Source organism: Jatrophihabitans sp. (assembly GCA_036389035.1).
Lineage (GTDB): Bacteria > Actinomycetota > Actinomycetes > Mycobacteriales > Jatrophihabitantaceae > Jatrophihabitans_A.
On the sequence record DASVQQ010000027.1, the window covers coordinates 28,816 to 55,127 of the forward strand.

23 protein-coding genes are annotated in these 26,312 nt (G+C 68.9%); 15 read left to right on the top strand and 8 right to left on the bottom strand.

Annotated features, from left to right (window positions below):
* The first annotated feature begins 86 nt into the window (after positions 1 to 86).
* From VF557_15705 to VF557_15715, 3 genes are read left to right on the top strand one after another with little or no spacing between them, the layout of a single operon-like run.
* The gene (locus VF557_15705; protein ID HEX8081656.1) at positions 87 to 1,346 is read left to right on the top strand and encodes a cysteine desulfurase; all 1,260 of its coding nucleotides are present in this window, start codon (positions 87 to 89) and stop codon (positions 1,344 to 1,346) included.
* Positions 1,343 to 1,807, top strand: coding sequence for an SUF system NifU family Fe-S cluster assembly protein (locus tag VF557_15710; GenBank protein ID HEX8081657.1), 465 nt, complete (start codon positions 1,343 to 1,345; stop codon positions 1,805 to 1,807). The genes VF557_15705 and VF557_15710 overlap by 4 nt, the downstream gene beginning before the upstream one ends.
* Before the next feature lie 49 nt (positions 1,808 to 1,856).
* A complete protein-coding gene (locus VF557_15715; protein HEX8081658.1) occupies positions 1,857 to 2,201 on the top strand; it encodes a metal-sulfur cluster assembly factor in 345 nt (114 codons plus the stop codon).
* A 142-nt stretch (positions 2,202 to 2,343) separates the two neighbouring features.
* Here the strand turns inward: VF557_15715 and VF557_15720 are convergent, their stop codons facing one another.
* Positions 2,344 to 3,681 carry a hypothetical protein gene (locus VF557_15720; GenBank protein ID HEX8081659.1) on the bottom strand — a complete coding sequence of 446 codons (1,338 nt, stop codon included), beginning with the start codon at positions 3,679 to 3,681 and terminating at the stop codon, positions 2,344 to 2,346.
* A gap of 200 nt (positions 3,682 to 3,881) precedes the next feature.
* The gene (locus VF557_15725) at positions 3,882 to 4,808 is read right to left on the bottom strand and encodes a neutral zinc metallopeptidase (protein ID HEX8081660.1); all 927 of its coding nucleotides are present in this window, start codon (positions 4,806 to 4,808) and stop codon (positions 3,882 to 3,884) included.
* A 186-nt stretch (positions 4,809 to 4,994) separates the two neighbouring features.
* Here VF557_15725 and VF557_15730 point away from each other — a divergent pair, with 186 nt between their 5' ends.
* The 7 genes from VF557_15730 to VF557_15760 all read left to right on the top strand — a co-directional run bounded on the left by VF557_15730 (position 4,995) and on the right by VF557_15760 (position 11,979).
* Positions 4,995 to 6,377 (top strand): MFS transporter, encoded by a 1,383-nt coding sequence (locus tag VF557_15730; protein HEX8081661.1) that lies wholly within the window; start codon positions 4,995 to 4,997, stop codon positions 6,375 to 6,377.
* 89 nt (positions 6,378 to 6,466) lie between these two features.
* On the top strand, positions 6,467 to 8,071 hold the full coding sequence (locus VF557_15735; GenBank protein HEX8081662.1) for an ABC-F family ATP-binding cassette domain-containing protein: 1,605 nt from the start codon (positions 6,467 to 6,469) through the stop codon (positions 8,069 to 8,071).
* 119 nt (positions 8,072 to 8,190) lie between these two features.
* Positions 8,191 to 8,406 carry a helix-turn-helix domain-containing protein gene (locus tag VF557_15740; protein HEX8081663.1) on the top strand — a complete coding sequence of 72 codons (216 nt, stop codon included), beginning with the start codon at positions 8,191 to 8,193 and terminating at the stop codon, positions 8,404 to 8,406.
* A gap of 59 nt (positions 8,407 to 8,465) precedes the next feature.
* Positions 8,466 to 9,215, top strand: coding sequence for an enoyl-CoA hydratase/isomerase family protein (locus VF557_15745; GenBank protein HEX8081664.1), 750 nt, complete (start codon positions 8,466 to 8,468; stop codon positions 9,213 to 9,215).
* A 200-nt stretch (positions 9,216 to 9,415) separates the two neighbouring features.
* Entirely contained in the window at positions 9,416 to 11,332 is a 1,917-nt protein-coding gene (locus VF557_15750; protein ID HEX8081665.1) for an ABC transporter ATP-binding protein, read from the top strand.
* Between the two features lie 90 nt (positions 11,333 to 11,422).
* Positions 11,423 to 11,701, top strand: a complete 279-nt coding sequence (locus VF557_15755; protein HEX8081666.1) for a type II toxin-antitoxin system Phd/YefM family antitoxin — start codon at positions 11,423 to 11,425, stop codon at positions 11,699 to 11,701.
* Positions 11,698 to 11,979 carry a type II toxin-antitoxin system RelE/ParE family toxin gene (locus tag VF557_15760; protein ID HEX8081667.1) on the top strand — a complete coding sequence of 94 codons (282 nt, stop codon included), beginning with the start codon at positions 11,698 to 11,700 and terminating at the stop codon, positions 11,977 to 11,979. Before VF557_15755 ends, VF557_15760 begins: the two co-directional genes overlap by 4 nt.
* A gap of 42 nt (positions 11,980 to 12,021) precedes the next feature.
* Here VF557_15760 and VF557_15765 read toward each other — a convergent pair whose 3' ends face one another.
* From VF557_15765 to VF557_15790, 6 genes are all read right to left on the bottom strand, one after another.
* The gene (locus tag VF557_15765; GenBank protein ID HEX8081668.1) at positions 12,022 to 12,450 is read right to left on the bottom strand and encodes a hypothetical protein; all 429 of its coding nucleotides are present in this window, start codon (positions 12,448 to 12,450) and stop codon (positions 12,022 to 12,024) included.
* Between the two features lie 17 nt (positions 12,451 to 12,467).
* Positions 12,468 to 13,679, bottom strand: coding sequence for an ROK family transcriptional regulator (locus VF557_15770; protein ID HEX8081669.1), 1,212 nt, complete (start codon positions 13,677 to 13,679; stop codon positions 12,468 to 12,470).
* A 44-nt stretch (positions 13,680 to 13,723) separates the two neighbouring features.
* Positions 13,724 to 15,097 (bottom strand): ABC transporter permease, encoded by a 1,374-nt coding sequence (locus tag VF557_15775; GenBank protein ID HEX8081670.1) that lies wholly within the window; start codon positions 15,095 to 15,097, stop codon positions 13,724 to 13,726.
* Positions 15,094 to 15,891, bottom strand: a complete 798-nt coding sequence (locus VF557_15780) for an ATP-binding cassette domain-containing protein (GenBank protein ID HEX8081671.1) — start codon at positions 15,889 to 15,891, stop codon at positions 15,094 to 15,096. The genes VF557_15775 and VF557_15780 overlap by 4 nt, the downstream gene beginning before the upstream one ends.
* Positions 15,892 to 16,021: 130 nt before the next feature.
* A complete protein-coding gene (locus VF557_15785; protein ID HEX8081672.1) occupies positions 16,022 to 17,215 on the bottom strand; it encodes a substrate-binding domain-containing protein in 1,194 nt (397 codons plus the stop codon).
* Between the two features lie 162 nt (positions 17,216 to 17,377).
* Complete coding sequence (locus tag VF557_15790) at positions 17,378 to 20,221, bottom strand: aconitate hydratase (protein HEX8081673.1); 2,844 nt, start codon at positions 20,219 to 20,221, stop codon at positions 17,378 to 17,380.
* Positions 20,222 to 20,451: 230 nt separating this feature from the next.
* Here VF557_15790 and VF557_15795 point away from each other — a divergent pair, with 230 nt between their 5' ends.
* The 5 genes from VF557_15795 to VF557_15815 all read left to right on the top strand — a co-directional run bounded on the left by VF557_15795 (position 20,452) and on the right by VF557_15815 (position 26,309).
* Positions 20,452 to 21,969 (top strand): NlpC/P60 family protein, encoded by a 1,518-nt coding sequence (locus VF557_15795; protein ID HEX8081674.1) that lies wholly within the window; start codon positions 20,452 to 20,454, stop codon positions 21,967 to 21,969.
* Between the two features lie 33 nt (positions 21,970 to 22,002).
* Entirely contained in the window at positions 22,003 to 23,052 is a 1,050-nt protein-coding gene (gene moaA, locus VF557_15800; GenBank protein ID HEX8081675.1) for a GTP 3',8-cyclase MoaA, read from the top strand.
* A gap of 97 nt (positions 23,053 to 23,149) precedes the next feature.
* Positions 23,150 to 24,316 carry a MoxR family ATPase gene (locus VF557_15805; GenBank protein HEX8081676.1) on the top strand — a complete coding sequence of 389 codons (1,167 nt, stop codon included), beginning with the start codon at positions 23,150 to 23,152 and terminating at the stop codon, positions 24,314 to 24,316.
* A complete protein-coding gene (locus VF557_15810; GenBank protein ID HEX8081677.1) occupies positions 24,313 to 25,353 on the top strand; it encodes a DUF58 domain-containing protein in 1,041 nt (346 codons plus the stop codon). The genes VF557_15805 and VF557_15810 overlap by 4 nt, the downstream gene beginning before the upstream one ends.
* Positions 25,353 to 26,309: a VWA domain-containing protein gene (locus VF557_15815; GenBank protein HEX8081678.1), complete on the top strand. Its 957-nt coding sequence runs from the start codon at positions 25,353 to 25,355 to the stop codon at positions 26,307 to 26,309. The genes VF557_15810 and VF557_15815 overlap by 1 nt, the downstream gene beginning before the upstream one ends.
* Positions 26,310 to 26,312 lie beyond the last annotated feature (3 nt).

Below are 26,312 nucleotides of genomic sequence, written 5' to 3' on the forward strand. Positions count from 1 at the left end.
CCCGCGGTTTCACCGGCGCTGGTATCGCCGGAACCCGGTTCGTTGTTGTTCAGAGTGTGGAAAGAAAGCTCAGTGAGGCGGTGCAGGTGACCAGCTCGTTCGATGTCGAGGCGATCCGCAAGGACTTCCCGATCCTGTCCCGGCAGGTGCACGGGGTGCCGCTGGTGTACCTGGACTCTGCCAACACCTCCCAGAAGCCGCGGCAGGTCCTGGACGCGCTGGAGGACTACTACTCCCAGCACAACGCCAATGTCGCGCGCGCGGTGCACACCCTCGGTTCTGAGGCCACCACGATGTTCGAGGCGGCCCGTGACAAGGTGGCGGCGTTTATCAACGCGCCCAGCCGCAACGAGGTGATCTTCACCAAGAACATCTCCGAGTCGCTCAACCTGCTGGCGTACTCGCTGTCCAACGCCAGCACCTTCCCGGGCGCGGAGAAGTTCCGGATCGGCCCCGGCGACAACATCGTGGTCACCGAGATGGAGCACCACTCGAACCTGGTGCCGTGGCAGTTGCTGGCCCAGCGCACCGGTGCTGAGTTCCGCTACATCCCGATCGACGAGGACGGCCGGCTGGTCACCTCGGCCATCGAGGAGCGGATCGACGAGCGCACCAAGGTGGTCTCCTTCGTCCACCAGTCCAACGCTCTGGGCACCGTCAACCCGGTGGCCCGGATCGTGGCCAGGGCCAAGGCGGTCGGCGCGCTGACCATCCTCGACGCCGCCCAGTCCGTGCCGCACCGGCCGGTGGACGTCCAGCAGCTCGGGGTCGACTTTCTCGGCTTCACCGGCCACAAGCTGTACGGCCCGACCGGGGTCGGCGTGCTGTGGGGGCGTTACGAGCTGCTTGCCGAGTTGCCGCCGTTCATGGGCGGCGGCGAGATGATCGAGACCGTCGACCTGACCGGCACCACCTACGCCCCGCCGCCGCACCGGTTCGAGGCCGGCACCCCGATGATCGCCGAGGCGATCGGGCTGGGCGCGGCCATCGACTACGTCAGCGCGATCGGGATGGACAACATCCAGGCGCACGAGGACGAGCTGACCCGCTACGCCCTGCAGGCCTTCGCGGCCGTGCCGGGCCTGAAGGTGATCGGCCCGACCTCACCCGAGGACCGGGGCGCCACCATCGCGTTCACCGTCAAGGGCATTCACCCCCACGACGTCAGCCAGCTGCTCGACGAGCAGGGCATCGCGGTGCGCGCCGGGCACCACTGCGCCCGCCCGGTCTGCGTGCGCTACGGCGTCCCGGCCACCACCCGGGCGTCCTTCGGCATCTACACCACCACCGCCGAGATCGACGCGCTGGTGGCCGGCCTGGCCCGAGTGCAGGAGATGTTCGGATGAGCTTGCCGATGGACTCCATGTACCAGCAGATCATTCTCGATCACTACAAGCATCCGCAGAACCGCGGCCAGATCGAGCCGTTCGACGCCGAGGTGCATCACGTCAACCCGACCTGCGGTGACGAGGTGACGCTGCGGGTGCGGCTGTCCGACGGCGAGATCGCCGAGCTGGGCTGGGTCGGCGAGGGCTGCTCGATCAGCCAGGCCTCCACCTCGGTGATGAGCGACCTGGTGGTCGGCAAGCCGGTCTCCAACGCGCTGCACCTGCAGGAGAAGTTCCTGGAGCTGATGCAGTCCCAGGGGCAGAGTGAGCTGACCGACGACGAGGCCGAAGCGTTGGATGACGCGGTGGCTTTCGAGGGAGTGTCGAAGTACCCGGCGCGGGTCAAGTGCGCGCTGCTGGGTTGGATGGCGATGAAGTCGGCCGTGGCCGAGGCTTCCTCCGCGAGCGCGCCGGCATGACCAGGTGTCAGAATTCAGACCGTCAGGACCGTACCGAAGGAGCGCACCGATGACCGAAGCCGGCACCATCCCCAAGCCGTCGCATGACGATGTCGAAGAGGCGCTGCGCGACGTGGTGGACCCCGAACTGGGCATCAACGTCGTCGACCTCGGGCTGATCTACGGCCTGGACATCGCCGATGACGCCACCGTGACCGTCGACATGACGCTCACCTCGGCGGCCTGCCCGCTGACCGACGTGATCGAGGAGCAGGCCGAGGCCGCGCTGACCGGCGGACCGAAGCCGCTGGCCAGCGCCATGAAGATCAACTGGGTCTGGATGCCGCCGTGGGGCCCGGACAAGATCACCGACGACGGCCGGGAGCAGCTGCGGGCGCTCGGCTTCAACGTCTAGGGTCGACAGTAGCGGTCGTCCGGCGAAGACGGCTAGCTCCCCTGTGTACTGGACTTATCGGTGAGTTAACGAATAACGATACGGGCCCGGCAATCCAGTCGCTCTTAGTTGTCGGACGCCTGACATGGTGCTGCCAGCGTCGTTAGGCGTGTGGCTTATCTTCTAGCGGTGGTTCGGGAATGTTACGGCTTAAATACCCTAGTAGCCCGAAGAGATCCCATCCAAGAGTAGCGAGTCGCCGAGCGACCTCGTCGACTGATTCGCGGTATTCAGTAGAGAATCGTGTTGCGAACTGGTCTGCTTGCTTACGCATATCACCGATCGTATCCATGGCTGTTTGATCGTATCGGCTTTCTCTATAGCCGAAAAATATGGTCACGACCAATACAAGGACTATCAGCGCTGCAGAGAACCCTGCTGCTACTTGTAAAAACCCTGCCAGTGCACCCTTCGGAACAATTTCGGAAACCTGACTGACATACATGCTATAAAATGTGTAATGAGCGAATAGCGCATGACTCGTGCCAGCCGATACTGAAAATTCTTGTGGAGCGGCTTTGAATAAAGCAAGATTAACAAAAGTAAATATGATGAGGGCCTGAACCATCAATCCAATAATTGCTATGAACCCAAATAGGTAAGATGCAGGGCTTCGGCGATACTCGTCAATACGATACGCCCAAAACTGACTCGCTCGGTACGCGGCAAGGCCTGTGCCGACCTTCATTAGTGCTTGGTTAGATTGCTCAGGGGTGAGCTTCACTATGTCTGTGCTACGCATAGAGGGATCGACCGAGACGAACTTCCAAAAATTTTTGCTTCCCAAGATTTTCTTTAGTAGTAGGTTTTGAGATCGAACGAACCGAGCTTGAGTAAAGGCGTATCTCACAGCGCGGTAAAGGTATGCGGTCCAGAGAATGAGTAAGAGTACTCCGCAGGTGTAGAGCGGGAACTGCGTATCCGAAACTATAATAATGACGATAGCTATTGCGGCAAGGGTCGTAGCGATTAAGGTGAACTTGAAGCCTCTAATGAGGGTTACTACGACTTGTAAGGCACCGAGCACCAAAACCCAGCTCCGCCGCTTATAGAAAAAGCGCGGAATCTTCCATGCCACGAAAATTATGGGAAAGAAAAGCAGATAAAGTGGAATCCAAAAGTATTTACGCTTGAATACTACAGTCACTATGGAGAGTAACCCAAGCAACACAAGAATTCGATAGTCGACAAGCCAGCGCATGCTGGGTGCTATCGCATCGACAAGCACTCGGTCTACGTCAGCGACAAATAACTTTATAAAGCTAAATACCCAAATTCCCGCACAGAGAAGGTCGAGAATCCACCAAGCTGTTTTGATTGCCCACCGTGGGGCCGTCTTCTTAGGTTTCTTTTCCGCCGGCTCTTCGCTGCTCGACTGTTGGGTCTGAACCTTGCCGAGGTCGATCTTCTTCCATAAGTCGAGCCCGGCTTCCTCCGTCATGTCAATGCCCCTCCACAGTCTAGGCAGGACCTTAACCAAGCCAAGAGGATCCGTTGGTGCAAAGCGCAGCGTGTCGTGGTTGGGACACGGCAGCTCGTAGCGGAGTCCTTAACTATCCGTTGCTAGCGTGGCAACCCCTGTGCGCTGACTTGTCGCCCTCAGCCCTTTGCCTGGGACTTCGTGTCATAGGCGCCTACGGCTCAGCCGAGGTTGGACGCCTTGAAGGTGTCGCAGCTGCCCGGGTCGCCGGTGCGGTAACCGGTGCCGAACCACTTCTGCCGCTGCGCCGAGGTGCCGTGGGTGAACTTGCTCTCATCCACCCCGCCGCTGCCCAGGTTGGACTGGATCCAGTCGTCGCCAATCCGCCCGGCGGTGTCCAGCGCGGCGTCGATGTCTTCCTGGGTGAGGTTCTCGATCAGCGGCCGGCCGTTGGCGCCCGGCACCGTGGTGGCGTGGTTGGCCCAGGCCCCGGCGTAGCAGTCGGCCTGCAGCTCCAGCCGCACCGCGCCCGAGGTCGGACCGCTCTGGCGGTGGTCCACCCGGTCGGAGGTGCCCATCAGGTTCTGCACGTGGTGGCCGTACTCGTGGGCGATCACGTAGGCGTTGGGGAACGCCCCGCCGGTCGCGCCGAACTTGGTCCTGAGCTCCTCGAAGAACGACAGGTCGATGTAGACCTTGCGGTCGGCCGGGCAGTAGAACGGCCCGACGCCTGAGTCGGCCGCGCCGCAGCCGGTGTTGACGCCGCCGTTGAAGAACACCGTGGGGGACTTGCTGTACCGGACGCCCTCGCGGGGCAGCGCGGTCGCCCAGAACGACTGCACCGAGTCGATGTCGGCCACGATCGCGCAGTCCGCGCGCTCATTGGCGTCGGCGCCGGTGCGGCATTCTGTGCTGAGCTCGCTGTTGTCGATCGAGGTGGGGTTCGAGCCCTGGCCGAGGCCGCTCAGCCCGCCGAGGCCGCCGCCGCCATCGCCACCGCCGCCGAGGACGTTGAACAGCACCACCGCGATCAGGCCGACCAGCCCCAGCCCGCCGCCACCGACGGCCAGGCCACCGCGGCCCATCCCGCCGCCACGGGCATCCTGCACTCCCGAGGTGTCCAGCTGAGCGTCGTCGTTGAACTGCATCGTCACCATCCCCGCACGAGCGGTCCCCGCTGCTGGAGCCGCCTGGCATCGCCCTGAACGGTACCGGTGCGATCCAGTCACGGACCGGACCTACCGAATAACCCTATTTTGGGTTGGTCTGCTGTTAGCCTGCTCGGCGTCAGTGACGATCCAGTCGGGGGGCTGCAATGAGGGTGGCTGGGTTTCGTGCAGCCTGACGCGGAAACGCCCGACCCCAGTTTCCGGGGCGCCTTGCGGGTGCGGGAGTACCGGCTGCTGTGGCTGGCGGCGGCGCAGTCCAGCACCGGTGATCAGCTGGCCCGGATCGCCATCGTGCTGCTCGTCTACGCGCGCTCCGGCTCGGCAGTGATCAGCGCGACCACCTACGCGCTGACGTTCCTGCCGTCGCTGCTGGGGGGAGTCTTCCTGTCCGGGCTGGCTGATCGGTATCCGCGGCGGACGGTGATGGTGACGTGTGACCTGATCCGGTTGCTGCTGCTCCTGGTGCTGGCATCGGCCAACCTGAGCACGCTGGTCATCGATGTGGTCCTCGTCCTTCTCGTGCTGGCGGGAGCGCCGTTCTCGGCGGCGTCGGTGGCGGTGCTGCCCGAAGTGCTGCCTCCCAAGCATTACGTCGCGGGCGTCTCGCTGAATGTGGTCACCGGGCAGTTGGCGCAGCTCGTTGCCTTCGGCGCCGGCGGGCTGTGCGTCGCCTTCCTCGGAGTGCGGACGACGCTGCTAATCGATGCCGTCACCTTCGGTGTCTCGGCCGCTCTCATTCGTTACGGCATGGCCAACCGGGCCGCGCCGGACGCCTCGGCGGCCGGCGACGAAACCGTGGGTAAGTCCTACCTCGGCAGGCTCAGGGGCGGCCTGCGGGTGATCTATCGTGACCCGCTGCTGCGCTACCTGGTGCTCTTCGCGTGGATGCCGGTGTTCTACATCGCACCGGAGGCGATCGCCCCCGCTTACGCACGCTCGCTCGGCGGCGGCGCCACCGCGACCGGGCTGATGATGGCGGCGATGCCGGCCGGCACCGCGATCGGGGCCTGGGCGTTCGGACGGCGCGGTTCGGATGCGGCTCGAGCCCGGGCGGTGCCCTACCTGGCTGCCGCTGCCAGCGCGATGCTGATCGTCAGCTGGATGTCGCCGACGCTGCCGCTGTCGTTCGCGCTATGGCTGCTGTGCGGGGTGTTCAGCGCGTATCAGGTCTCGGTCGTGACTCGCTTCGTCCGCCGCACGCCCCTTCACCTGCGTGGTCAAGCGGTCGGGCTGGCCAGCGCCGGCCTGATCGCGATCCAGGGCGTCGGTTCGGTGGCCGCGGGAGTGCTGGCGACACTCTGGTCGCCGTCCGCCGCTGTCGGTATCGCAGGCATCGCCGGCGTGCTGTGTGTCGCGGCACTTCTGGCGCCGCTGCGCCGGGCCGAAAGGCTTGTTGCCCAGGAACAGCCCGACCAGGGCAACCCAGGCCAGGGCCACCCGGGCCAGGGCCACCCGGGTCAGGGCCACCCGGGCCAGGGCCAGCCCGCCCAGGGCCACCCGGGCCAGGGCCAGCCAGGCCCGATCGCGGCACAGGAGGCGACCGGCTGATGCGGTAATCTGGGTGGTGTGAGCACCGTTCCGCGCTGAGCCCGGCCTGTTCATCTGCCCATCAGCCATGTACCGGAAAGTGCCTTCACATGATCACCGCGACCGATCTCGAACTGCGCGCGGGCGCGCGGCTGCTGCTGCAGCCCACCACGCTGCGCGTCCAGGCCGGCGACCGGATCGGCCTGGTGGGCCGCAACGGGGCGGGCAAGACCACCAGCCTCAAGGTTCTGGCCGCCGAGACCCTGCCGCACGGCGGCCAGATCAGCAGCAACGCCCCCGTCGGCTACCTGCCCCAGGACCCCCGCACCGGCGATCTGGAGCAGACCGCGGGTGATCGCGTCCTGTCCGCCCGCGGCCTGGACGAGATCCTGCACGAGCTGACCTCGGTCGGTCACCGGCTGGCCGACGAGCACGCCGACCAGGCGTTGGTGCGTCGCTACGGCCACCTCGAGGAGCGGTTCTCAGCGCTCGGCGGGTACGCCGCCGAGGCGGAGGCGGCCCGGATCTGCGCCCACCTGGGCCTGCCCGAGCGGGTGCTGGCCCAGCCGCTGGGGACCCTGTCCGGCGGGCAGCGCCGGCGCATCGAGCTGGCCCGGATCCTGTTCGCCGACTCGGCCGGCGAGCCCACCACGCTGCTGCTGGACGAGCCCACCAACCACCTCGACGCCGACTCGATCACCTGGCTGCGCGACTTCCTCAAGGGTCACCGCGGGGGGCTGATCGTGGTCAGCCACGACGTCGAACTGTTGGAGGCGGTGGTCAACAAGGTCTGGTACCTCGACGCCAACCGCAGCGCGGTCGATGTCTACAACGTCGGCTGGAAGGCCTACCTCAAGCAGCGCGAGGCCGACGAGCGCCGGCGGGTCCGCGAACGGGCCAACGCCGAGCGCAAGATCGACTCGCTGCGCGGCCAGGCCGACAAGATGCGGGCCAAGGCCACCAAGGCCAAGGCGGCCCAGCAGATGCTGCGCCGGGCCGACGCGCTCAACGCCGGGCTGGCCGAGGTGCGGGCCCAGGACAAGGTGGCCCGGCTGCGGTTCCCCGACCCGGCGCCGTGCGGGCGCACCCCGCTGACCGCCGAGGGCCTGTCCAAGTCCTACGGCTCGCTGGAGGTGTTCACCGGCGTCGGCCTGGCGATCGACCGTGGCACCCGGGTGGTGGTGCTCGGCCTGAACGGGGCGGGCAAGACCACGCTGCTGCGGCTGCTGGCCGGGGCCGAGAAGCCCGACACCGGCGAGGTGGCCCCCGGCCACGGCCTGCGGCTGGGCTACTACGCCCAGGAGCACGAGACGCTGGACACCGAGCGCACGGTGCTGGAGAACATGCGCAGCGCCGCCCCTGACCCCGCCGACCTGCAGCTGCGCAGCGTGCTGGGAGCGTTCCTGTTCTCCGGTGAGGACGTCGACAAGCCCGCCGGGGTGCTCTCCGGCGGTGAGAAGACCCGGCTGGCCCTGGCGATGCTGGTGACCAGCGCGGCCAACGTGCTGCTGCTGGACGAGCCCACCAACAACCTGGACCCGGCCAGCCGGGAGCAGGTGCTGGACGCGCTGCGCCACTACGCCGGCGCCATCGTCCTGGTGACCCACGACGAGGGTGCGGTCGAAGCGCTCAATCCGGACAAGGTGATCTTGCTGCCGGACGGGGTCGAGGACTCCTGGAGCGCCGATCTGGCCGACCTGATCGCGTTGGCCTGACGTTGGATGATCACGTTGGCATTGCTATGCGGTGGCCGGCCTGCTAGCAAGAGGAGGCGTGCAAAAAGGATCACTGCAACCACGGTGCTGCGCCGCGTTATCCAATGAGAGGACTGACGGTGGCTGATCTTAAGAAGGGTGCCCGGATCACGGGATCCGACCGGAACAAGTTGGCGATTGAAGTGAAGAAGCAGTACGAGAAGGGCCGCAGCATCCGCGAGCTGGCGGACAGCCACGGCCGCTCCTACGGCTTCATCCACCGGCTGCTGAGCGAGAACGAGGTGTCGCTGCGCAGTCGGGGCGGGGCCACGCGGGGAAAGAAGAACGTCTCCTGATCCCCGAGAGCGGCTACCGGCCGGCTGAGATCCCGGCCGTCGCCGGGTTCGCCGTCGAGCTGTCCTCCTCCGGTCAGGTCGCCACCTTCACCCTGAACCGGCCGGCCAAGCGCAACGTGCAGAACCCGCTGACCTGGGCCTGGCTGAGCCGGACGGTCAACGCGCTGCCCGGCACGGTGCGGGTGCTGGTGGTCCGCGGCGAGGGGCCGTCCTTCTCGGCCGGCCTGGACCGGGCCATGTTCACCCCGGAAGGCATCGAGGGGATCCCGACCGTCCTGGACCTGGCCCGGGCCGATCACGACGAAGCCAGCGCCGAGATCGCCGGCTACCAGAACGGCCTGGCGGTGTTCGCGCGCCCCGGGGTGGTCAGCGTGGCGCTGGTGCAGGGACATGCCGTCGGAGCCGGCTTTCAGCTCAGCCTGGCGTGCGACATCCGGATCGCGGCTGAGGACGCCCAGTTCAGCATGGCCGAGGTCAGCCTGGGGCTGGTGCCCGACCTGGGCGGCACCAAGCGCCTGGTCGAGCTGGTGGGCTACTCCCGGGCGGCCGAGATCTGCCTCACCGCCCGCCGGGTGGACGCCGCCGAGGCGTTGCGGATCGGGCTGGTCAGCACCGTGGTCAACGCCGCCGAGCTGGCGGCCACGGGGGAGCGGTTCGTGTCCCGGATCCTGGAGCAGCCGGTGGCGGCGGTCACCGAGATCAAGGCGCTGCTGCTGGCGGCGTCGGGCCGGTCCCAGGCCGAGCAGGAGCGGGCCGAGCGGGAGGCCCAGCACCGCGTGCTCCGAGCGCTGGCCGGCCTGGACGAATAGCGGTTCATCGCTGCGTTTCGCGACGCGTATCGGTTTGGCACGCCCAGGCGGTCACCAGCGATACGCGTCGAGCGACATGCTCGAACGAGCAACCCGGCGCCCTCGCACGGCGCTCGGAGCGGTTGCGCTGCCAGCGAATAAGGCAGGCGAGGCTGAGAGCGGCTTGTCCGGGGCGTTGATAATCAACGGGTGATGACCCGATGATGCCCGGCGGCGGCAACTACTCCGTGATGCGCTCGATGCGCCGGGACTCGACGCTGTCCAAGCGGCCGCTACGGGCCGGCACCTGGCGCCGGGTGATCGGCTTCGCCAAGCCCTACCGCAAGGAGTTGTCGTTCTTCCTGGCGATGATCGTGCTCGACGCCCTGCTCGGAGTCGCCACCCCGGTGCTGGCCGGCCGGGTGATCAACGAGATCACCAGCCGCGGCGAGGTCCGGGTGGTGGTCTGGATCGCGGTGATCATCGCCGGCCTGGCGGTGGTCAGCGCCGGCCTGTCACTGGCGCAGCGCTGGTACTCGGCCCGGATCGGCGAGGGCCTGATCTTCGACATGCGCACCGGCGTCTTCGACCACATCCAGCAGATGCCGCTGGCCTTCTTCACCCGCACCCAGACCGGGGCCCTGATCAGCCGGCTCAACGGCGACGTGCTGGGCGCCCAGCAGGCCTTCACCTCCACCCTGTCCGGCGTGGTCAGCAACATCTTCGGCCTGGTGTTCACGGCGGCGGTGATGTTCACGCTGTCCTGGCAGATCACCGCGCTGGCCCTGACCCTGCTACCGGTGTTCGTCCTGCCCGCCAAACGGATCGGCAGCACGCTGCAGGTCATCACCCGGGAGTCCTACGGGCTGAACGCCTCGATGAACAACACCATGACCGAGCGGTTCAACGTCTCCGGGGCGTTGCTGGTCAAGCTGTTCGGCAGGCGCTCGAACGAGTCGGAGTCCTTCCGCGCGCGGGCCGCCCGGGTGCGCGACATCGGGGTGCGCTCGGCGATGTACGGCCGCACCCTGTTCGCCGCGCTGGGCCTGGTGGCGAGCCTGGCCCAGGCGCTGGTCTACGGGTTGGGCGGCTACTACGCGCTGACCGGGCAGCTCTCGACCGGAACCGTGGTGACCCTGGCGCTGCTGCTGACGCGGCTGTACGGCCCGCTGATGGCGCTGTCCAACGTCCGGGTCGACGTGATGAGCGCCCTGGTCAGCTTCGACCGGGTCTTCGAGGTGCTCGACCTCGCCCCGCTGATCGACGACGCCCCGGACGCCAAGCCGATCGACCTCAAGCCCGAATCGGCGACCGTGGAGTTCGACGACGTCTGGTTCTCCTACCCCACCGCCTCCGAGGTCTCGCTGGCCTCGCTGGAGGACGTGGCGGTGCTGGACCAGACGCCGAGCCAGGACGTGCTGCGCGGGGTCAGCTTCACCGCCCAGGCCGGCCAGATGGTCGCCCTGGTCGGGCCGTCCGGCGCGGGCAAGACCACCATCAGCCAGCTGGTTCCCCGGATCTATGACGTCCGGTCGGGCGCGGTGCGAGTCGGCGGGCACGACGTCCGCTCGGTCACCCAGCAGTCGCTGCGCGACGTGATTGGCGTGGTCAGCCAGGACGCCCACCTGTTCCACGACACGATCGCGGCCAACCTGCGCTACGCCCGGCCGCAGGCCAGTGACGCCGAGCTGTGGCAGGCGCTGCTGGCCGCCAACATCGCCGACAAGATCGCCGAGCTGCCCGACCAGCTCGAGACGGTGGTCGGTGACCGCGGCTACCGGCTGTCCGGCGGTGAGAAGCAGCGGATCGCGATCGCCCGGCTGCTGCTCAAGGCGCCGCCGATCGTGATCCTGGACGAGGCCACCGCCCACCTGGACAGCGAGAGCGAGCGCGCGGTGCAGCAGGCGTTGGCGGTGGCGCTGCACGGCCGGACGTCGCTGGTGATCGCGCACCGGCTGTCCACCATCCGGGCCGCCGACCAGGTGCTGGTGATCGACGAGGGGCGGATCGTGGAGTCCGGCACCCATGACGAGCTGCTGCGGGCCGGTGGGCTGTACGCCGAGCTGTACCGCACCCAGTTCGCGCCCGGCAAGCAAGAACGCGTGGAGGACGTCGAAGAAGCAGAGGTAGTCAGCTAGTTCGGTTAGTCCACAGGCCGGAGGAAAGTTCGAGCATCGGGCTTGATTCAGTCCTATCTAAGACCGAAATTCAGGTCTATGCTGAATCACATGCAGACGACGTCACTGTCCGATCTAAAAGCACACCTGTCGGAGTATGCAGAGCGTGCCGAGGTGGAACACGAGCAATACACCATCACGCGCAACGGCCGACCTGCCGTGGTGATGGTGTCAGCCGATGAGTGGGAGTCGATGCAGGAGACGCTGTTCTGGCTGTCGCAACCACGAATCCACGAAGATCTCGCCGAGGCCGAAGAAGACATTGCCGCAGGGCGACTCTATGACGAAGCCCAGGTTCGCCAGGCGTTGAACTTGCCGCCCCGGCGGTGACACGCGATACGCCGGGTTACCGGACGGTGCTCACCGCCGCCGCGCTGCGCAGCCTGCAGGCGGTCCCGCCGCGGATCGCCGAGCCATTGGTAGCTTTTGTTTTCGGCAGCCTCGCCGAGGATCCGAAACGTCGCGGGAAGCCCCTGCAGGGCGAGTTGACCGGACAATGGGCTGCCCGCCGCGGTGATTACCGCATCATCTATCGGCTCGACGCCGACACCAAGGCGATGTACGTCGTCAAGGTCGCCCGAAGGGCCGATGTGTACCGCTCGCGTTGAGGTTTGAGGTGTGCTGCTCGCGCCTAGTGAATAGGTAGGCGCTCAGGTGGTGGCACGGGCTGGCGTGGCCTGGGCGCCGAGTGCCGTGTCCGGCGCTGCTCCAGCGATCAGCTGGGCGGCCCGTTGGTGTGACACCCCAAGCATTGCCCCGATGTCGCGGACGGTCAGTCCCAGGTTCGCCAGTGCCAGGGCTGCCGTCCGAGCCTCCTTGGCGGCCTCGGCCTGGGCACGCGCTGATTCCTCACGCAGTTTCGCCGCTCGGGTCCAGTGCTCGTAGGCCACCGAGGGAAACACGATGTCCGGCTTCAACTCGAACGACTGCGGATCCACCTGCTGCATGACGGCAATCAGATCCCGAGCCATCGGCTCGACCTCACGAAGGGTGCTGGCCTGGGTGGTGCGCTGGATCTCCGGGATCGTGACGAGCCAGAACTGCTCGCCCCGTTCCACCCGCGCGGTGTAAGCAGCCATCGGCTCAGTCTTCCCCATCAGGTCGCGGCGAGTGAAACCACCAGCGAGTCCGGCGAGGTCAGCAGGGTCTGAAACGCCAGCTCGGCGGCGCCGATCAGCGCCGAGTCCTGGTCCAGCCCCGGCAGCAGCACCTGCACGCCGGCCCGGGCTGCGGCCATCGCGCGCCGGTCCAGCTCGCCCTCCACCGTCGCCCGGTCCAGCCGGACCACCTCGGCCAGCGAGCCGCCCACCACGATCGCCTGCGGGTTGAAGCAGTTGACGACGTTGGCCAGGCTGCGGCCAAGCCACAGGGCGACCGTGCGCACCGCGGCCGCCGCCCGCTCCTCGCCGGTCGCCGCTGCCTCGAACACCGCGGCGACCGCCTGGGGGCCGTGCCGGTCGGTGACGCCGGCCGCCCGCAGCAGGGCGTGCTCGCCGATGTAGGTCTCGATGCAGCCGGTGCTGCCGCAGTGGCAGGGCGGGCCGTCCGGGTTGATGGTCATGTGGCCGATCTCGCCGGCGTAACCGCCGACGCCGTGCAACTGGTTGCCCTCGGCGATGATGCCGCTGCCGACGCCGACGCTGCCGTTGAGGTAGACCATGTGGTCATAGCCGATCGCCACCCCCCGCTGGTGCTCGGCGACCGCCCCGAGGTCGGCGTCGTTGCCGGCCTGCACGTCCAGCTGGTTCGGCATCCGGGCGGCGAGCAGTTCGGCGAACGGCACCGCCCGCCAGTCCAGGTTCGGGGCGTGCTCGACGAAGCCGTCCCGGCGACGCACGGTGCCCGGGATGCTCACCCCGACGCCGACCGGGCCCTGCGAGCCGGGCAGCCGGTCGGCCAGCCAGGCGGCGTCGGCGACGATCTGGCCCACCACCGCCCGCGGCAACCGGTCCGCGCCGTCGATGGGGGTGTCCCGCCGCTCGTGCACGGTTCCACCCAGGCCCACCGCCGCGGTCACGATCCGTTCGACGGCGACATCGACAGCCAGCACGTAGGGCCCGTCCGGCCGCGGCGCCACCAGGTGCGATGGCCGGCCGGCCCGGTCACCGCCGGACGGCACGAACTCGGTGACCAGCCCCAGCGCGACCAGGTCCGAGACCAGGGCGCCGATGGTGCTGCGGTTGAGCCCCATCGCCGCGGTCAGGTCTGCGCGGGTCAGCTCGCCGTGCTGGTGGATGGAGCGCAGCAGCCGGCTGAGATTGTGCCGGCGAATCTCCTCCGGTCGAACGGCGACCCGCTGCGCGGCCAACGGACCACCCTTCTCTCGAACGTCGATGGAGCGGACACGTCAGATCAACCCAGCCCGGCCGCGCCGGCTCGCCTGCGCGACAGCGCGTCGATCGCCGCGGCCAGCATCAGCACCAGGCCGGTCACGACGTACTGCACCGCCGAGCCGTTGGTGCCCCTGACCAGGTCGGCCATCCCGTTGTAGATCACCTCGACCACCAGGCCACCGATGATCGCGTCGATGACCCGGCCCTTGCCGCCGAACAAGCTGGTGCCGCCGATCACCGCCGCGCCGACCGCCAACAGCAGGGTGTTGCCGCCGTAGTTGTCGACACTGACCGACTTCACGTTGCTGGCGATCAGGATGCCACCGATGGCGGCCATGAAGGAGCTGATCACGAATACCGAGATCCGGATCCGGTCGACCGGCACGCCGGCCCGCCGTGCTGCCTCCTCGTTGCCGCCGACGGCGTAGACATGCCGGCCGTATCGGGTCCGGGTCAGCACGAACGTCCCGATCACCAGCAGCGTCACCACCAGCGGGATCACCCACGGCACGCCCTCCAGCCGGGGCGGCGGCACCCGGACCAGCCGGCCGTTGACGTTCTCGATCGAGGCGGTCTTGACGATCGCCCGGTTCTGGTTGAGCACGTAGACCATGCCGAACACCAGCACCGCCAGGCCGGCGATCTTCAGGCCCAGCACCGAGGTCGGCTCGGCGGACAGCCCGGCCCGGCGGCGGCTGCGGCTGCCCGAGAGCTTGACGCCGGCGTAGAGCAGCACGCAGAGCACCGCGAACAGCCAGCCGGCCCACAGCGGCATCTGGCCGTTGTTGATGCTGTTGACCACGTTGTCGGTCACGCTGACGTTGCCCTGCTGGCCCTTGCCGTTGTTCAGGATGTAGAGCGCCACGCCCTGGAAGGCGAGGAAGAAGGCCAGCGTGACGACGAAGGACGGGATCCGGAGCTTGGCCCGCAGCAGCCCGATCAGGGTGCCGATCACGATGCCGGTGAGCAGCGCCAGCCCGATCGAGACCGGCCACGGCGCGTTGTAGCCGACCATCACCCGCACCATGACCGCGGCGCAGACACCGGCGGCGTAGCCGGCCGACAGGTCGATCTCGCCGAGCAGCAGCACGAACACCAGGCCCATCGCGATGACGATCGGCCCGGAGCCCTCGGTGAGCAGCACCGCGGTGTTGTAGAGGCTGGCGAAGGACGGCTGCAGGATGCTGAACAGGATGATCAGCGCCACCAGGCCGGTGATGGCCGGCAACGAGCCCATGTCGCCGCCGCGCAGCCGGGACAGGTAGTTGCGGGTGTAGTCGCCGATGTTGTTGCCGACCGGGGCGGTCGAGGCCAGCACGGCCAGGCTGTTGGCATCCTGCGACTCGTCCGGGTCGGGCGGGGCCGCGGTGGCCGAGGACGTTCCGGTGGTCATGCCAGGGCTCCTGTCGCGCCGGAGGAAGCCGGAACGCCGGTGATGCCGTCGGATCGTCCGGTGGTGATCAGCTCGACGAGCTGGGTCTGGTTCACCGACGAGCGGTCGACGATGGCGACCAGCTGGCCGAGGTAGAGCGCGGCGATCCGGTCCGAGACCTGCAGCACGTCGAGCATGTTGTGCGAGATCAGCACGACCGCCAGGCCGCGGTCGGCCAGCCGGCGCACCAGCTCGAGCACCTGGGCGGTCTGGGCCACCCCGAGCGCGGCGGTCGGCTCGTCGAGGATGACGACCTTGGAGTTCCACAGCACCGACTTGGCGATGGCCACCGTCTGGCGCTGGCCGCCGGACAGGCTCGACACCCGCTGGCGCACCGACTTGACCGTGCGCACCGACAGCGAGGCCAGCGTCTCGGCGGCCGCCTTCTCCATCGAGTTCTCATCCAGGGTGAGGCGCCGCCTGCGCTCGCGGCCCAGGAACATGTTCTGGACGATGTCGAGGTTCTCGCACAGCGCCAGGTCCTGGTAGACGATCTCGATGCCCAGCGCGGCCGAGTCGCGGGGCGAGCGCACCTGGACGGGCGCGCCCTCGAACAGGTACTCGCCGGAGTCGACGGTGTACGTCCCGCCGATGCACTTGACCAGCGTCGACTTGCCGGCGCCGTTGTCACCGATCAGCGACACCACCTCACCGGCCCGGGCTTCGAAGCTGACGTCGTGCAGCACCTGCACCGGGCCGAAGCTCTTGTTCACATTGCGTAGCTGCAACAGCGGCGGGTCGAGCTGAGCGGTCAAGGGTCTCAAGTCCTTTCGCATCCGACCTTGGGAGGCATTCGACGGGTGAAGCCGGCGCCGCGGTCGAACAGCACGGCCGCGGGCCGGAGCGGGCGGCCGGCAGGTTTGCTGCCGGCCGCCCGTCACGGACCTACTTGACGCCCGCCGCGGTGCACAGGGCGGCGTAGCGGCCCGTGCACACCTGGTCCTTGGCGGTGTAGCCGTCGTTGATCGGAAGGGCGACGTTCTCCTTGGTGATCACGACCGGCTCGGCCAGGATGGCCGGCACATCCTGGCCGGTCTTCGGGTCCTTGATCGTCTGGGTGGTCTGCGGGATCTCGCCGTTGGCCAGCTTGGCCGCCGCCTCGACCGCCGGGCCGGCCTCACCGGTGGACGGCTTGTAGATGGTGAAGCACTGGTTGCCCGCCAGGATCTGCTGCAGGCCTGCCGGAGAGGCGTCCTGGCCCGAGACCGCGACCTTGCCGTTGAGGCGCAGGTTGGTCAGGTTGGTGATCACGGCGCCGGCCATGGTGTCGTTGGCGACCATCACCGCGCCGAGGTCGGGGTTCTTCTGGATGAAGGAGTTGAACACCCGACCGGCGGTGGTGGCGTCCCAGTTGCCGGTCTGCTTGCCGACCCGGGTCCAGCCGGGGGTCTTGCCCAGCACGCTGTCATAGCCCTGGGCGAACAGGGTGGCGTTGTTGTCGGTCGGCGCGCCGTCGATGTCGACGTACTTGACGGCGGGCTTGCCCTTGACCTGCGGGCACTCGGTCAGCGCCTTGCCCTGCAGCTCGCCGACCTTGGTGTTGTCGAAGGACACGTACAGCGCCGCGCCGCCGCCGGGGGTGAGCCGGTCGTAGTCGATGGTGATGACGCCGTTCTGCTTGGCCTCCTGCAGGATGGTGGCGCCCGATGCCGCATCGAGGTTGACCAGCATCAGCACCTTGACGCCGCCGGCTGCCATCTGCTGGGCGATGGTCTTCTGCTTGGCGGCGGACCCGCCGGCGTTCTGGATGTCGCATTCGAGGTTGACCCGCTCGCAGTTGGCCTTCAGCGCCTCGGGGTCAGCCGCCACCCAGCGGTTGGAGGACTGGGTGTCGGGAAGGATGATGCCGACCTTGGCGCCCTTGCCGTCGACGGTCGCGCCCGCCGCGCCCGAGCTGGAGCCGGACGCGCTGGGGCTGGTTCCGGCGCTCGCGCTCGAGCTGGGAGTCGTGCCGGCGCTGGAGTTCGTGTTGTCGCCCGCGGGGGCGGAGTTGTCATTGGTGTCGTCCGAGGAGCACCCGCTCAGCGCGAGCGAGAGCGCTGCCCCGACGACTACCAGACCGATTGCGCTTGTGCGCATGGGCAATTCCGCCTTTCGCGATGCGGGATCGACGACGCGGCTGTGCAGCGGACCCGTCGACCACCGAAAATGTTGTCGTCGGGAACATATCCCCACCGCAACGTGCGGGCAAAGACTTCGACATCGAGTTGTTACCCAGCGGCCCCAGCCGCGCCGCTGCTGTCAGTCCAGCAGCGAGCGCAGCACGTACTGCATGATCCCGCCGTGCCGGTAGTACTCGGCCTCGCCGGGGGTGTCGATCCGCAAGGTGGCGGTGAAGCTCTGGTCGCCGGCCCGGACAGTGACCTCGCGCGGCACCTGGCCCTCGTTCAGCGCGGTGACCCCGCTGACCGAGATGACTTCCTGGCCGGTCAACCCCAGCGACTCGGCGTTCTCGCCGGCCGGGTACTGCAACGGCAGCACGCCCATCCCGATCAGGTTGGACCGGTGGATCCGCTCGTAGGACTCCGCGATCACCGCGCGGACGCCGAGCAGCGCGGTGCCCTTGGCCGCCCAGTCGCGCGACGAGCCGGAGCCGTACTCCTTGCCGGCCAGGATCACCAGCGGGGTGCCGGCCGCGGCGTAGTTCACCGAGGCGTCATAGATCGTGGTCTCCGGCGCCTCGGCCGGGTCCTCGGCAGCGCTGAAGTCCCGGGTGAAGCCGCCTTCGGTGCCCGGCGCGATCTGGTTGCGCAGCCGGATGTTGGCGAAGGTGCCCCGGATCATCACCTCGTGGTTGCCGCGCCGCGAGCCGTAGGAGTTGAAGTCCTGCCGTTGGACGCCGTGCTCGGCCAGGTAACGCCCGGCCGGTGAGTCCGCCCGGATCGAGCCGGCCGGGCTGATGTGGTCGGTGGTCACCGAGTCGCCGACCTTGACCAGCACCCGGGCGCCGTCGATGTCGGTGACCGGCGACGGCTCGCGCCGCATGCCGTCGAAGTACGGGGGCTTGCGGACGTAGGTGGACTCGGGGTCCCAGGTGAAGGTCTGACCCTGCGGGGTGGGCAGCGACTGCCAGCGCTCGTCACCGGCGAAGACGTCGGCGTAGTCGGTCACGAACATCTCGCGGGCGATCGAGCTGCTGACCACCTCGTCGACCTCGGCGGTGCTGGGCCAGATGTCGCGCAAGTAGACCTCGGCGCCGTCCGAGTCGGTGCCCAGCGGCTCGTTGTACAGGTCGATGTCCATCGTCCCGGCCAGCGCGTAGGCCACCACCAGCGGCGGCGAGGCCAGGTAGTTCATCTTGATGTCGGGGTTGATCCGGCCCTCGAAGTTGCGGTTGCCCGACAGCACCGCGGTGACGGCCAGGTCGGCGGAGTTCACCGCGGCGCTCACCTCGGGGATCAGCGGGCCGGAGTTGCCGATGCAGGTGGTGCAGCCGTAACCGACCAGGTTGAACCCGAGCTTGTCCAGGTACGGGGTCAGGCCGGAGCGGTCGTAGTAGTCGCTGACCACCTTCGAGCCGGGCGCCAGGGTGGTCTTGACCCACGGCTTGCGGGTCAGGCCGCGCTCGACCGCCTTCTTGGCCAGCAGCGCCGCGCCCACCATCACCGAGGGGTTGGAGGTGTTGGTGCAGGAGGTGATGGCCGCGATCGTCACCGCGCCGTGGTCGAGGTCGAACTCGGCGCCGTCGGCCAGCCGCACCCGGGTGGGGGAGCTGGGGCGGCCGCTGACGCCGGCGGTGGCCGGGATCAGCTCACCGGGAGCCGCCTCGCTGTCGCCCTCGGCCTGGCTGGGCGGGTCACTGGCCGGGAAGGACTCCATCGACGCCTCGTCCTGCCCGGTGGCGCTGCTGGCGGCGACCGGGTCGATCGGGTCATCGACGTAGGCGCTGAGCGCGGTCCGGAACGCCGACTTGGACTCGGTCAGCGACACCCGGTCCTGCGGGCGCTTGGGCCCGGCGATCGAGGGCACCACGGTGCCCAGGTCGAGTTCGAGGTACTCCGAGTACCGCGCCTCCTGGCTGGGGTCGTGCCACAGGCCCTGGGCCTTGGCATAGGCCTGCACCAGCGCCAGCTGCTCCGGGCTGCGTCCGGTCAGCTCGAGGTACTTCAGCGTCTCGTCGTCGATCGGGAAGACCGCGATGGTGGAGCCGTACTCCGGACTCATGTTGCCGATGGTGGCCCGGTTGGCCAGCGGGACCGCCGGCACCCCGGTGCCGTAGAACTCCACGAACTTGCCGACCACGCCGTGCCGGCGCAGCATCTCGGTGATGGTCAGCACCAGGTCGGTGGCGGTGGTGGCCTCGGGCAACTCGCCGGTCAGCTTGAAGCCGACCACCCGGGGGATCAGCATCGACACCGGCTGGCCGAGCATCGCCGCCTCGGCCTCGATGCCGCCGACGCCCCAGCCGACGATGCCGAGCCCGTTGATCATGGTGGTGTGCGAGTCGGTGCCCACCACGGTGTCCGGATAAGCCATTAGTAGCTCACCGTCGGCTGTCGTGACCGTGCGGCCGAACACCACGCGGGCCAGGTGCTCGATGTTCACCTGGTGCACGATCCCGGTGCCCGGCGGCACCACCTTGAACTCGTCGAAGGCGCTCTGGCCCCAGCGCAGGAACTGGTAGCGCTCGAAGTTGCGCTCGTACTCCAGGTCGACGTTGCCGGCGAAGGCGTCCGGGCCGCCGAACAGGTCCGCGATCACCGAGTGGTCGATGACCAGCTCAGCGGGGGCCAGCGGGTTGATCCGGGCCGGGTCACCGCCCAGTTCGGCGACCGCCTCGCGCATGGTGGCCAGGTCGACCACCGCCGGAACGCCGGTGAAGTCCTGCATCACCACCCGGGCCGGGCTGAACTGGATCTCGGTGTCGGGCTCGGCGTCCGGGTTCCATTGCGCCACCGCCCGGACCTGGTCGGCGGTGACGTTGAGGCCGTCCTCGGTGCGCAGCAGGTTCTCCAGCAGCACCTTCAGGCTGTACGGCAGCTGGTCCGAACCGGGCACCTTGTCGAGCCTGAAGTAGGTGTAGTCAGTGCCGCCGACCTGGAGCCGGTCCTTGGCGTCGAAGCTGTTCGGGTGAGGCGCAGGCACGATGTTCTCCCTCGATCCGGTCCTTCCCGCCATTCTTCCGCACCGCCGGCTAAGGCCTGCCATCGGTAGGTCGATAGGAACTGGCTGGGTGGACCCGCTCTGGTCTGCCGCCCCTTCACAGGGGACGGGTATGCCCAGTGGTGGGACCTATGTGACTGGCGTGACCACTGGCGCTTATGTTGTTCAACTGGCAGTGTGTCCGACAGCACTGGCAAACAGAGGGGTTGACTGTGTTCAGTAAAGCCCAGCTGCGCGCCGTGCTGTGCGTCGCCGCGGTGACCGGGTCGCTGCTGTGCGCCCCCGGCGCGGTGCAGGCCGCGCCCCGCCCGCCCAACCCCTCCGACGCCCAGCTCGCGGCCGCCCGCTCGGCCAAGGCGTCCCTGGCCCACACCGTGGGGGTGCTGTCCGGCCAGATCGTGCAGGCCCAGGCCGCGCTGCGCTCCCTGGACGCCAAGCTCGCGCTGGCCGAGCAGAAATTCGCCTTCGCGATCTTCAAGCTCAACAAGGCCAAGGTCGAGGCCGCCCAGGCGCAGGTCGCGGTGAGCACCGCACAGAAGGGCGTCGACACCGCCCGGGCCAAGCTGACCGCGTACGTGCACGACAGCTACGTCTCAGCCACCGTGGGCTCCTCGACGGCGGGCCTGCTCAGCGCCAAGGACCCCAGCGCCCTGCTGCAGGGCGGGGACTACCGCAACTACGTCTCGTCCCGGCACCTGGACGTCATGAGCGGCCTGGACCGGGCCACCGTGGCCAAGTCCAACGCCGAGGCCAAGGCCAAGTCGCTGGTCACCCTGCAGCAGCAGCTGACCGTCGCCGCCGAAGCCGCCCAGCGGGCCGCCCAGCAGGCCTACGCCAACCAGAAGGCCCAGGCCTCCCAGCTGCGGACCAGCGAAGCCGGCTACCAGCGGCAACTGCTCGCCGCCCAGACCCAGCTCGCGGAGCTCAACGGCCAGCGGGCCAAGTTCGTTGCCTACCAGCAGGAACAGGCCCGGATCGCCGCCGAGCGAGCCCGGCAGGCGGCGCTGGCCCGGGCCCGGGCTGCCGCGGCGGCCGCTGCCGCGCAGGCCCGCCAGGAGCAGGAACGCCAGCAGCAGGCCCGCCAGGAGCAGGAACGCCAGCAGCGCGCCGAGCGGGAACGCCGAGAGCGGCAGGAGCGGGAGCAGCAGAACAACGGCGGGAACTCTGGCGGCAACAACAACAACGGCGGGAACAACAACAACGGCGGGAACAACAACAACGGCGGCAGCTCCCCGCCACCACCGCCCCCGCCGCCACCGCCGCCACCACCGGCCGCCTCGACGGGCAGCTGGACGGCCAGCAAGGGCCAGGCCGCGGCCAACCGCGCGCTCAGCCAGCTGGGCGTCCCCTACTCCTGGGCCGGCGGCGGCTACAACGGTCCGACCTATGGCGTCAACTCGCCGGGCACCGCCGGAGCCAACGACAGCAAGGTGCTCGGCTTCGACTGCTCCGGCCTGATGATGTACGCCTGGTCGCCCCAGGGTCTGTACATGGACCACTTCGCGGCCTCGCAGTACTACGCCGGCTCGGTTCACCCGCAGCCCGGTCAGTTCCTGCCCGGCGACCTGCTGTTCTGGTCCGAGGGCGGCATCGGCGACATCCACCACGTCGCGCTCTACATCGGCGGCGGCAATGTCGTGCACGCTCCGCGCTCCGGCGACGTGGTGCGGGTGGCGCCGTGGGACCAGATGGGGGCCACCTATCTCGGGGCCACCCGGCCGCTGACCTGACCGCACCGGCCCGGCACCGTCTAGGCTGAACCGATGAGTCCGGCGACCGAGTCGACCCCGTCCGACGGGGTGCTGCTCGACACGTTCGGGCGGCGGGCCGAAGACCTGCGCATCTCCCTCACCGACAAGTGCTCGCTGCGCTGCACGTACTGCATGCCCGCCGAGGGACTGGCCTGGCTGCCGGCCACGGCGGTGCTCTCCGATGACGAGATCCTCCGGCTGGCGACGGTGTTCCTCGGCCTGGGCGTGCGGACGATCCGGCTGACCGGTGGCGAGCCGCTGGTCCGGGCCGGCGTCGCCGGGCTGATCAGCCGGCTGGCCCAGCTGCGGCCCAGGCCCGAGCTGTCGCTGACCACCAACGCCATCGCGCTGGCCGACAAGGCAGAGGAGCTGGCCCGGTCGGGCCTGAACCGGGTCAACGTCTCACTCGACACCCTGGACCGGGAGAGGTTCCACAGCCTCACCCGGCGCGACCGGCTGGCCGACGTGCTGGCAGGGCTGGCGGCTGCCCAGGCCGCCGGCCTCAGTCCGGTCAAGGTCAACGCGGTGCTGATGCGCGAGCAGAACCTGGCCGAGGCGCCGCGGCTGCTGGCCTGGGCGCTGGGGGCCGGTTACCAGCTGCGCTTCATCGAGCACATGCCGCTGGACGCCGAGCACCTGTGGACGATGGAAGGCATGGTGACCGCCGACGAGGTGCTCGAGGTGCTCGGACGAGACTTCGAGCTGCGGCCGGTGGCCCATCGCGGTCACGCCCCGGCCGAGGAGTTCGAGGTGCTGGACGGCCCGGACCGGGCGGGCTGGGTAGCGGCGCCGGGCGGGCACCGGGTCGGCATCATCGCCTCGGTCAGCCGGCCGTTCTGCCGCGACTGCGACCGGTTGCGGCTCACCGCCGACGGCCAGTTGCGCACCTGCCTGTTCGGGCACCAGGAGACCGACCTGCGCTCGGCGCTGCGGCAGGGCGCCACTGACGCCGAGCTGGCCGAGCTGATCCGGGTGGCGGTGCGCGCCAAGCCCGCCGGTCACGGCATCAACGCTCCGGGGTTCCGCCAGCCGGAGCGGCCGATGTCGGCGATCGGCGGCTGAGACCGCACAGGATGCTCGGTTACCGTTGCGGGCGACAGTCACCGGCACATCGACGTGCCGGTGGGCGCAAGGACGAAAGACCAGTGCGAGGAGACACATGACCGAGCGGGTTGTGACACCCACCCCGGCCGCCGACGCCAGCGCGCTCGAACGGGCGATGTTCGAGGTCAAGCGGGTGATCGTCGGCCAGGAGCGGATGGTCGAGCGGTTGATGGTCAGCCTGCTGGCCCGCGGGCACTGCCTGCTCGAAGGCGTGCCCGGGGTGGCCAAGACGCTGGCCGTGGAGACCCTGGCCCGCACCGTCAGCGGGACCTTCGCGCGGCTGCAGTTCACCCCGGACCTGGTGCCCTCCGACATCGTCGGAACCCGGATCTACCGCCCGGGCGCCGAGAAGTTCGACACCGAACTCGGACCGGTGTTCGCCAACTTCGTGCTCGCCGACGAGATCAACCGGGCGCCGGCCAAGGTGCAGTCGGCGCTGCTCGAGGTGATGGCCGAGCGCCAGGTGTCCCTGGGCGGCAAGCGCTACCCGCTGCCCGAGCCGTTCCTGGTGCTGGCCACCCAGAACCCGATCGAGAGCGAGGGCGTCTACCCGCTGCCCGAGGCCCAGCGCGACCGCTTCCTGATGAAGATCTCGGTGGACTACCCGTCAGCGGCCGAGGAGCGCGAGATCGTCTACCGGATGGGGGTCGAGCCACCGGTCGCGCAGGCGGTGATCAGCACCGACGAGCTGATCGAGCTGCAGCGCCGCGCCGGCCGGGTCTTCGTGCACCACGCCGTGGTCGACTACGTGGTCCGGCTGGTGATCGCCACCCGGCAACCTGCCGAATTCGGCATGGCCGACGTGGCCGGCTGGGTCGCCTACGGCGCCAGCCCGCGGGCCAGCCTGGGGCTGATCGCGGCCGGCCGGGCGCTGGCGCTGCTGCGCGGGCGTGACTACGTCCTGCCCCAGGACGTCCTGGACCTGGCGATCGACGTCCTGCCGCATCGGATGGTGCTGTCCTACGACGCGATCGCCGACGGGGTCTCCGCCGCGCAGGCGGTGTCCCGGGTGCTGCAGACGGTGCCGCTGCCGCAGGTGGCGCCCCGGCAGCGGGCCGCCAGCGGGTTCATCCCGGCCGCCACCACCGCCGCCCCGAACGCCAGCACCGCCGGTTACCCCAACGGGGCGCACGCCATGCCCGCCGGACAGCCGACCAACCAGTACCCGAACCAGCAGGCCGGCCAGCCCCGGCAGTCCGGAAACTGGGCGCCGCCGGCGTGAGCAGGCACGGTGCCCCAGCCGCCGACCCGGGCCGCTCCGCGGTCCCCGGCCAGCCGGTGTCGTCCGGCAAGGCGGTGCCGTCCGGCAAGGCGGTGCCGTCCGGCCAGCCGGGGGCACCCGGCCAGACCGAGGCTGTGCTGCGCCGGCTCGAGTACGCGGTGCGCAACAAGCTCGACGGCCTGCTGCTGGGCAGCTACCTCGGCCTGGTGCCCGGCCCGGGAAGCGAGCCGGGGGAGTCGCGCCAGTACTACCCCGGCGATGACGTCCGGCGGATGGACTGGCCGGTCACTGCCCGGACGATGACCCCGCACGTCCGCCAGACGGTCGCCGACCGTGAGCTGGAGACGTGGCTGGTGGTGGACCTGTCGCCGAGCCTGGACTTCGGCACCGTGAACATGGAGAAGCGCGAGCTGGTCTTCGCCGCCGCCACCGCCATCACCCACCTGACCGCCAAGGCCGGCAACCGGATCGGCGCGATCATCACCACGGGCGAGCAGACCTACCGGATCCCGGCGGTGGCCGGCTCCAACCACGCCCGCTACGTGATGCGCAAGCTGGCCGGCACCCCGCGCGCGACCGAGGGCCGGCGCGGCGACCTGGCCAGGGCGCTGGAACAGGTCCGGCGGCCGCCGCGCCGGCGCGGCATGGTGGTGGTGATCTCGGACTTCCTGGGCGACCAGGACTGGGAGCGGCCGTTGCGCGGCCTGGGCGACCGCCACGAGCTGCTCGGCATCGAGGTGCTGGATCCGCACGAGCTGGAGCTGCCCGCCGCCGGCCTGGTGACCTTCGTCGATCCCGAGACCGGCGAGCAACTGGAGGTGCAGACCTCCGACGCCGAGCTGCGGCTGCGCTACGCCCGGGCCGCCAGCGAGCAGCGCGAGCAGATCGCCTCGATGCTGCGCCGGGCCGGCGCTGACCAGCTGCGGCTGCGCACCGACTCCGACTGGCTGTCCGACATCGTCAAATTCGTCGTCACCCGTCGCCGGGGAGTGGCCGTACGACCACCCTCGCGCGCCGGAATGATCGGGGTGCACTGATGCATTTCAGGTCGCCGTACTGGCTGCTGATCCTGCTGGGCGTCGCCGCTGTGGCGCTGGCCTACCTGCTGGTGCAGCTGCGCCGCCGCAAGTTCGTGGCCCGGTTCAGCAACACCGAGCTGCTGGCCAGCGTGGTGCCCCGCCGGCCGGGCTGGCGCCGGCACCTGACCTTCGCCCTGCTGCTGCTGTCGCTGACGGTGCTGTCGCTGGGGGTGGCCGGCCCGACCGCCTCGGTCCGGGTGCCGCAGGAGAAGGCCACCGTGATGCTGGCCATCGACGTCTCGCTGTCGATGCAGGCCACCGACGTGCTGCCCAGCCGTCTGGAAGCCGCCCAGCAGGCCGCCCAGGAGTTCGCCGACCTGCTGCCCACCCGGATCAACCTCGGACTGGTCAAGTTCGGCCGGTCCGGCAGCGTGGTCGTGCCGCCGACCCTGGACCGCGAGGTCGTCAAGCGCGCGATCGCCGGCCTGCAGCTGGAGCAGTACACCGCGATCGGCGAGGGCGTCTTCGCCAGCCTGGACGCGCTCACCACCTTCAGCCGGTCGAGCACCGTGACCAACGAGGAGCCGGCGCCCGGGCGGATCGTGCTGCTCAGCGATGGCTACAACACCGTCGGGCGCAAGGTGTCCGAGGCTGCTGACGTGGCCAAGAAGGCCAGCACGCCGGTGTCGACCATCGCCTTCGGAACGGACAGCGGAACGGTCGAGGTGCAGGGCACCGTCCAGGCGGTGCCCTCGGACAAGGTCACCCTGCGTGGCCTGGCCCAGGCGACCGGCGGCTCGTTCCACACCGCGGCCTCGGTGGAGGAGCTCAGAACGGTCTATGAGGACATCGGCTCCCAGATCGGCTACACCACCGCCCAGCGCGACATCAGCTGGCGGTTCATGCTGGCCGGCCTGCTGCTGGCGATGGCCGCCGGCGCCAGCTCGCTGCTCTGGTCGGGCCGGCTCAGCTGACGC

Bases quoted from the DNA above. Each gene is read 5' to 3' on its own strand.
- VF557_15725 (HEX8081660.1), bottom strand. From the start codon at position 4,808: ATGCAGTTCAACGACGACGCTCAGCTGGACACCTCGGGAGTGCAGGAT.
- VF557_15715 (HEX8081658.1), top strand. From the start codon at position 1,857: ATGACCGAAGCCGGCACCATCCCCAAGCCGTCGCATGACGATGTCGAA.
- VF557_15755 (HEX8081666.1), top strand. From the start codon at position 11,423: ATGCAGACGACGTCACTGTCCGATCTAAAAGCACACCTGTCGGAGTAT.
- VF557_15815 (HEX8081678.1), top strand. From the start codon at position 25,353: ATGCATTTCAGGTCGCCGTACTGGCTGCTGATCCTGCTGGGCGTCGCC.
- VF557_15710 (HEX8081657.1), top strand. From the start codon at position 1,343: ATGAGCTTGCCGATGGACTCCATGTACCAGCAGATCATTCTCGATCAC.
- VF557_15805 (HEX8081676.1), top strand. From the start codon at position 23,150: ATGACCGAGCGGGTTGTGACACCCACCCCGGCCGCCGACGCCAGCGCG.
- VF557_15720 (HEX8081659.1), bottom strand. From the start codon at position 3,681: ATGACGGAGGAAGCCGGGCTCGACTTATGGAAGAAGATCGACCTCGGC.
- VF557_15775 (HEX8081670.1), bottom strand. From the start codon at position 15,097: ATGACCACCGGAACGTCCTCGGCCACCGCGGCCCCGCCCGACCCGGAC.
- VF557_15785 (HEX8081672.1), bottom strand. From the start codon at position 17,215: ATGCGCACAAGCGCAATCGGTCTGGTAGTCGTCGGGGCAGCGCTCTCG.
- VF557_15750 (HEX8081665.1), top strand. From the start codon at position 9,416: ATGATGCCCGGCGGCGGCAACTACTCCGTGATGCGCTCGATGCGCCGG.
- VF557_15735 (HEX8081662.1), top strand. From the start codon at position 6,467: ATGATCACCGCGACCGATCTCGAACTGCGCGCGGGCGCGCGGCTGCTG.
- moaA (HEX8081675.1), top strand. From the start codon at position 22,003: ATGAGTCCGGCGACCGAGTCGACCCCGTCCGACGGGGTGCTGCTCGAC.
- VF557_15765 (HEX8081668.1), bottom strand. From the start codon at position 12,450: ATGGCTGCTTACACCGCGCGGGTGGAACGGGGCGAGCAGTTCTGGCTC.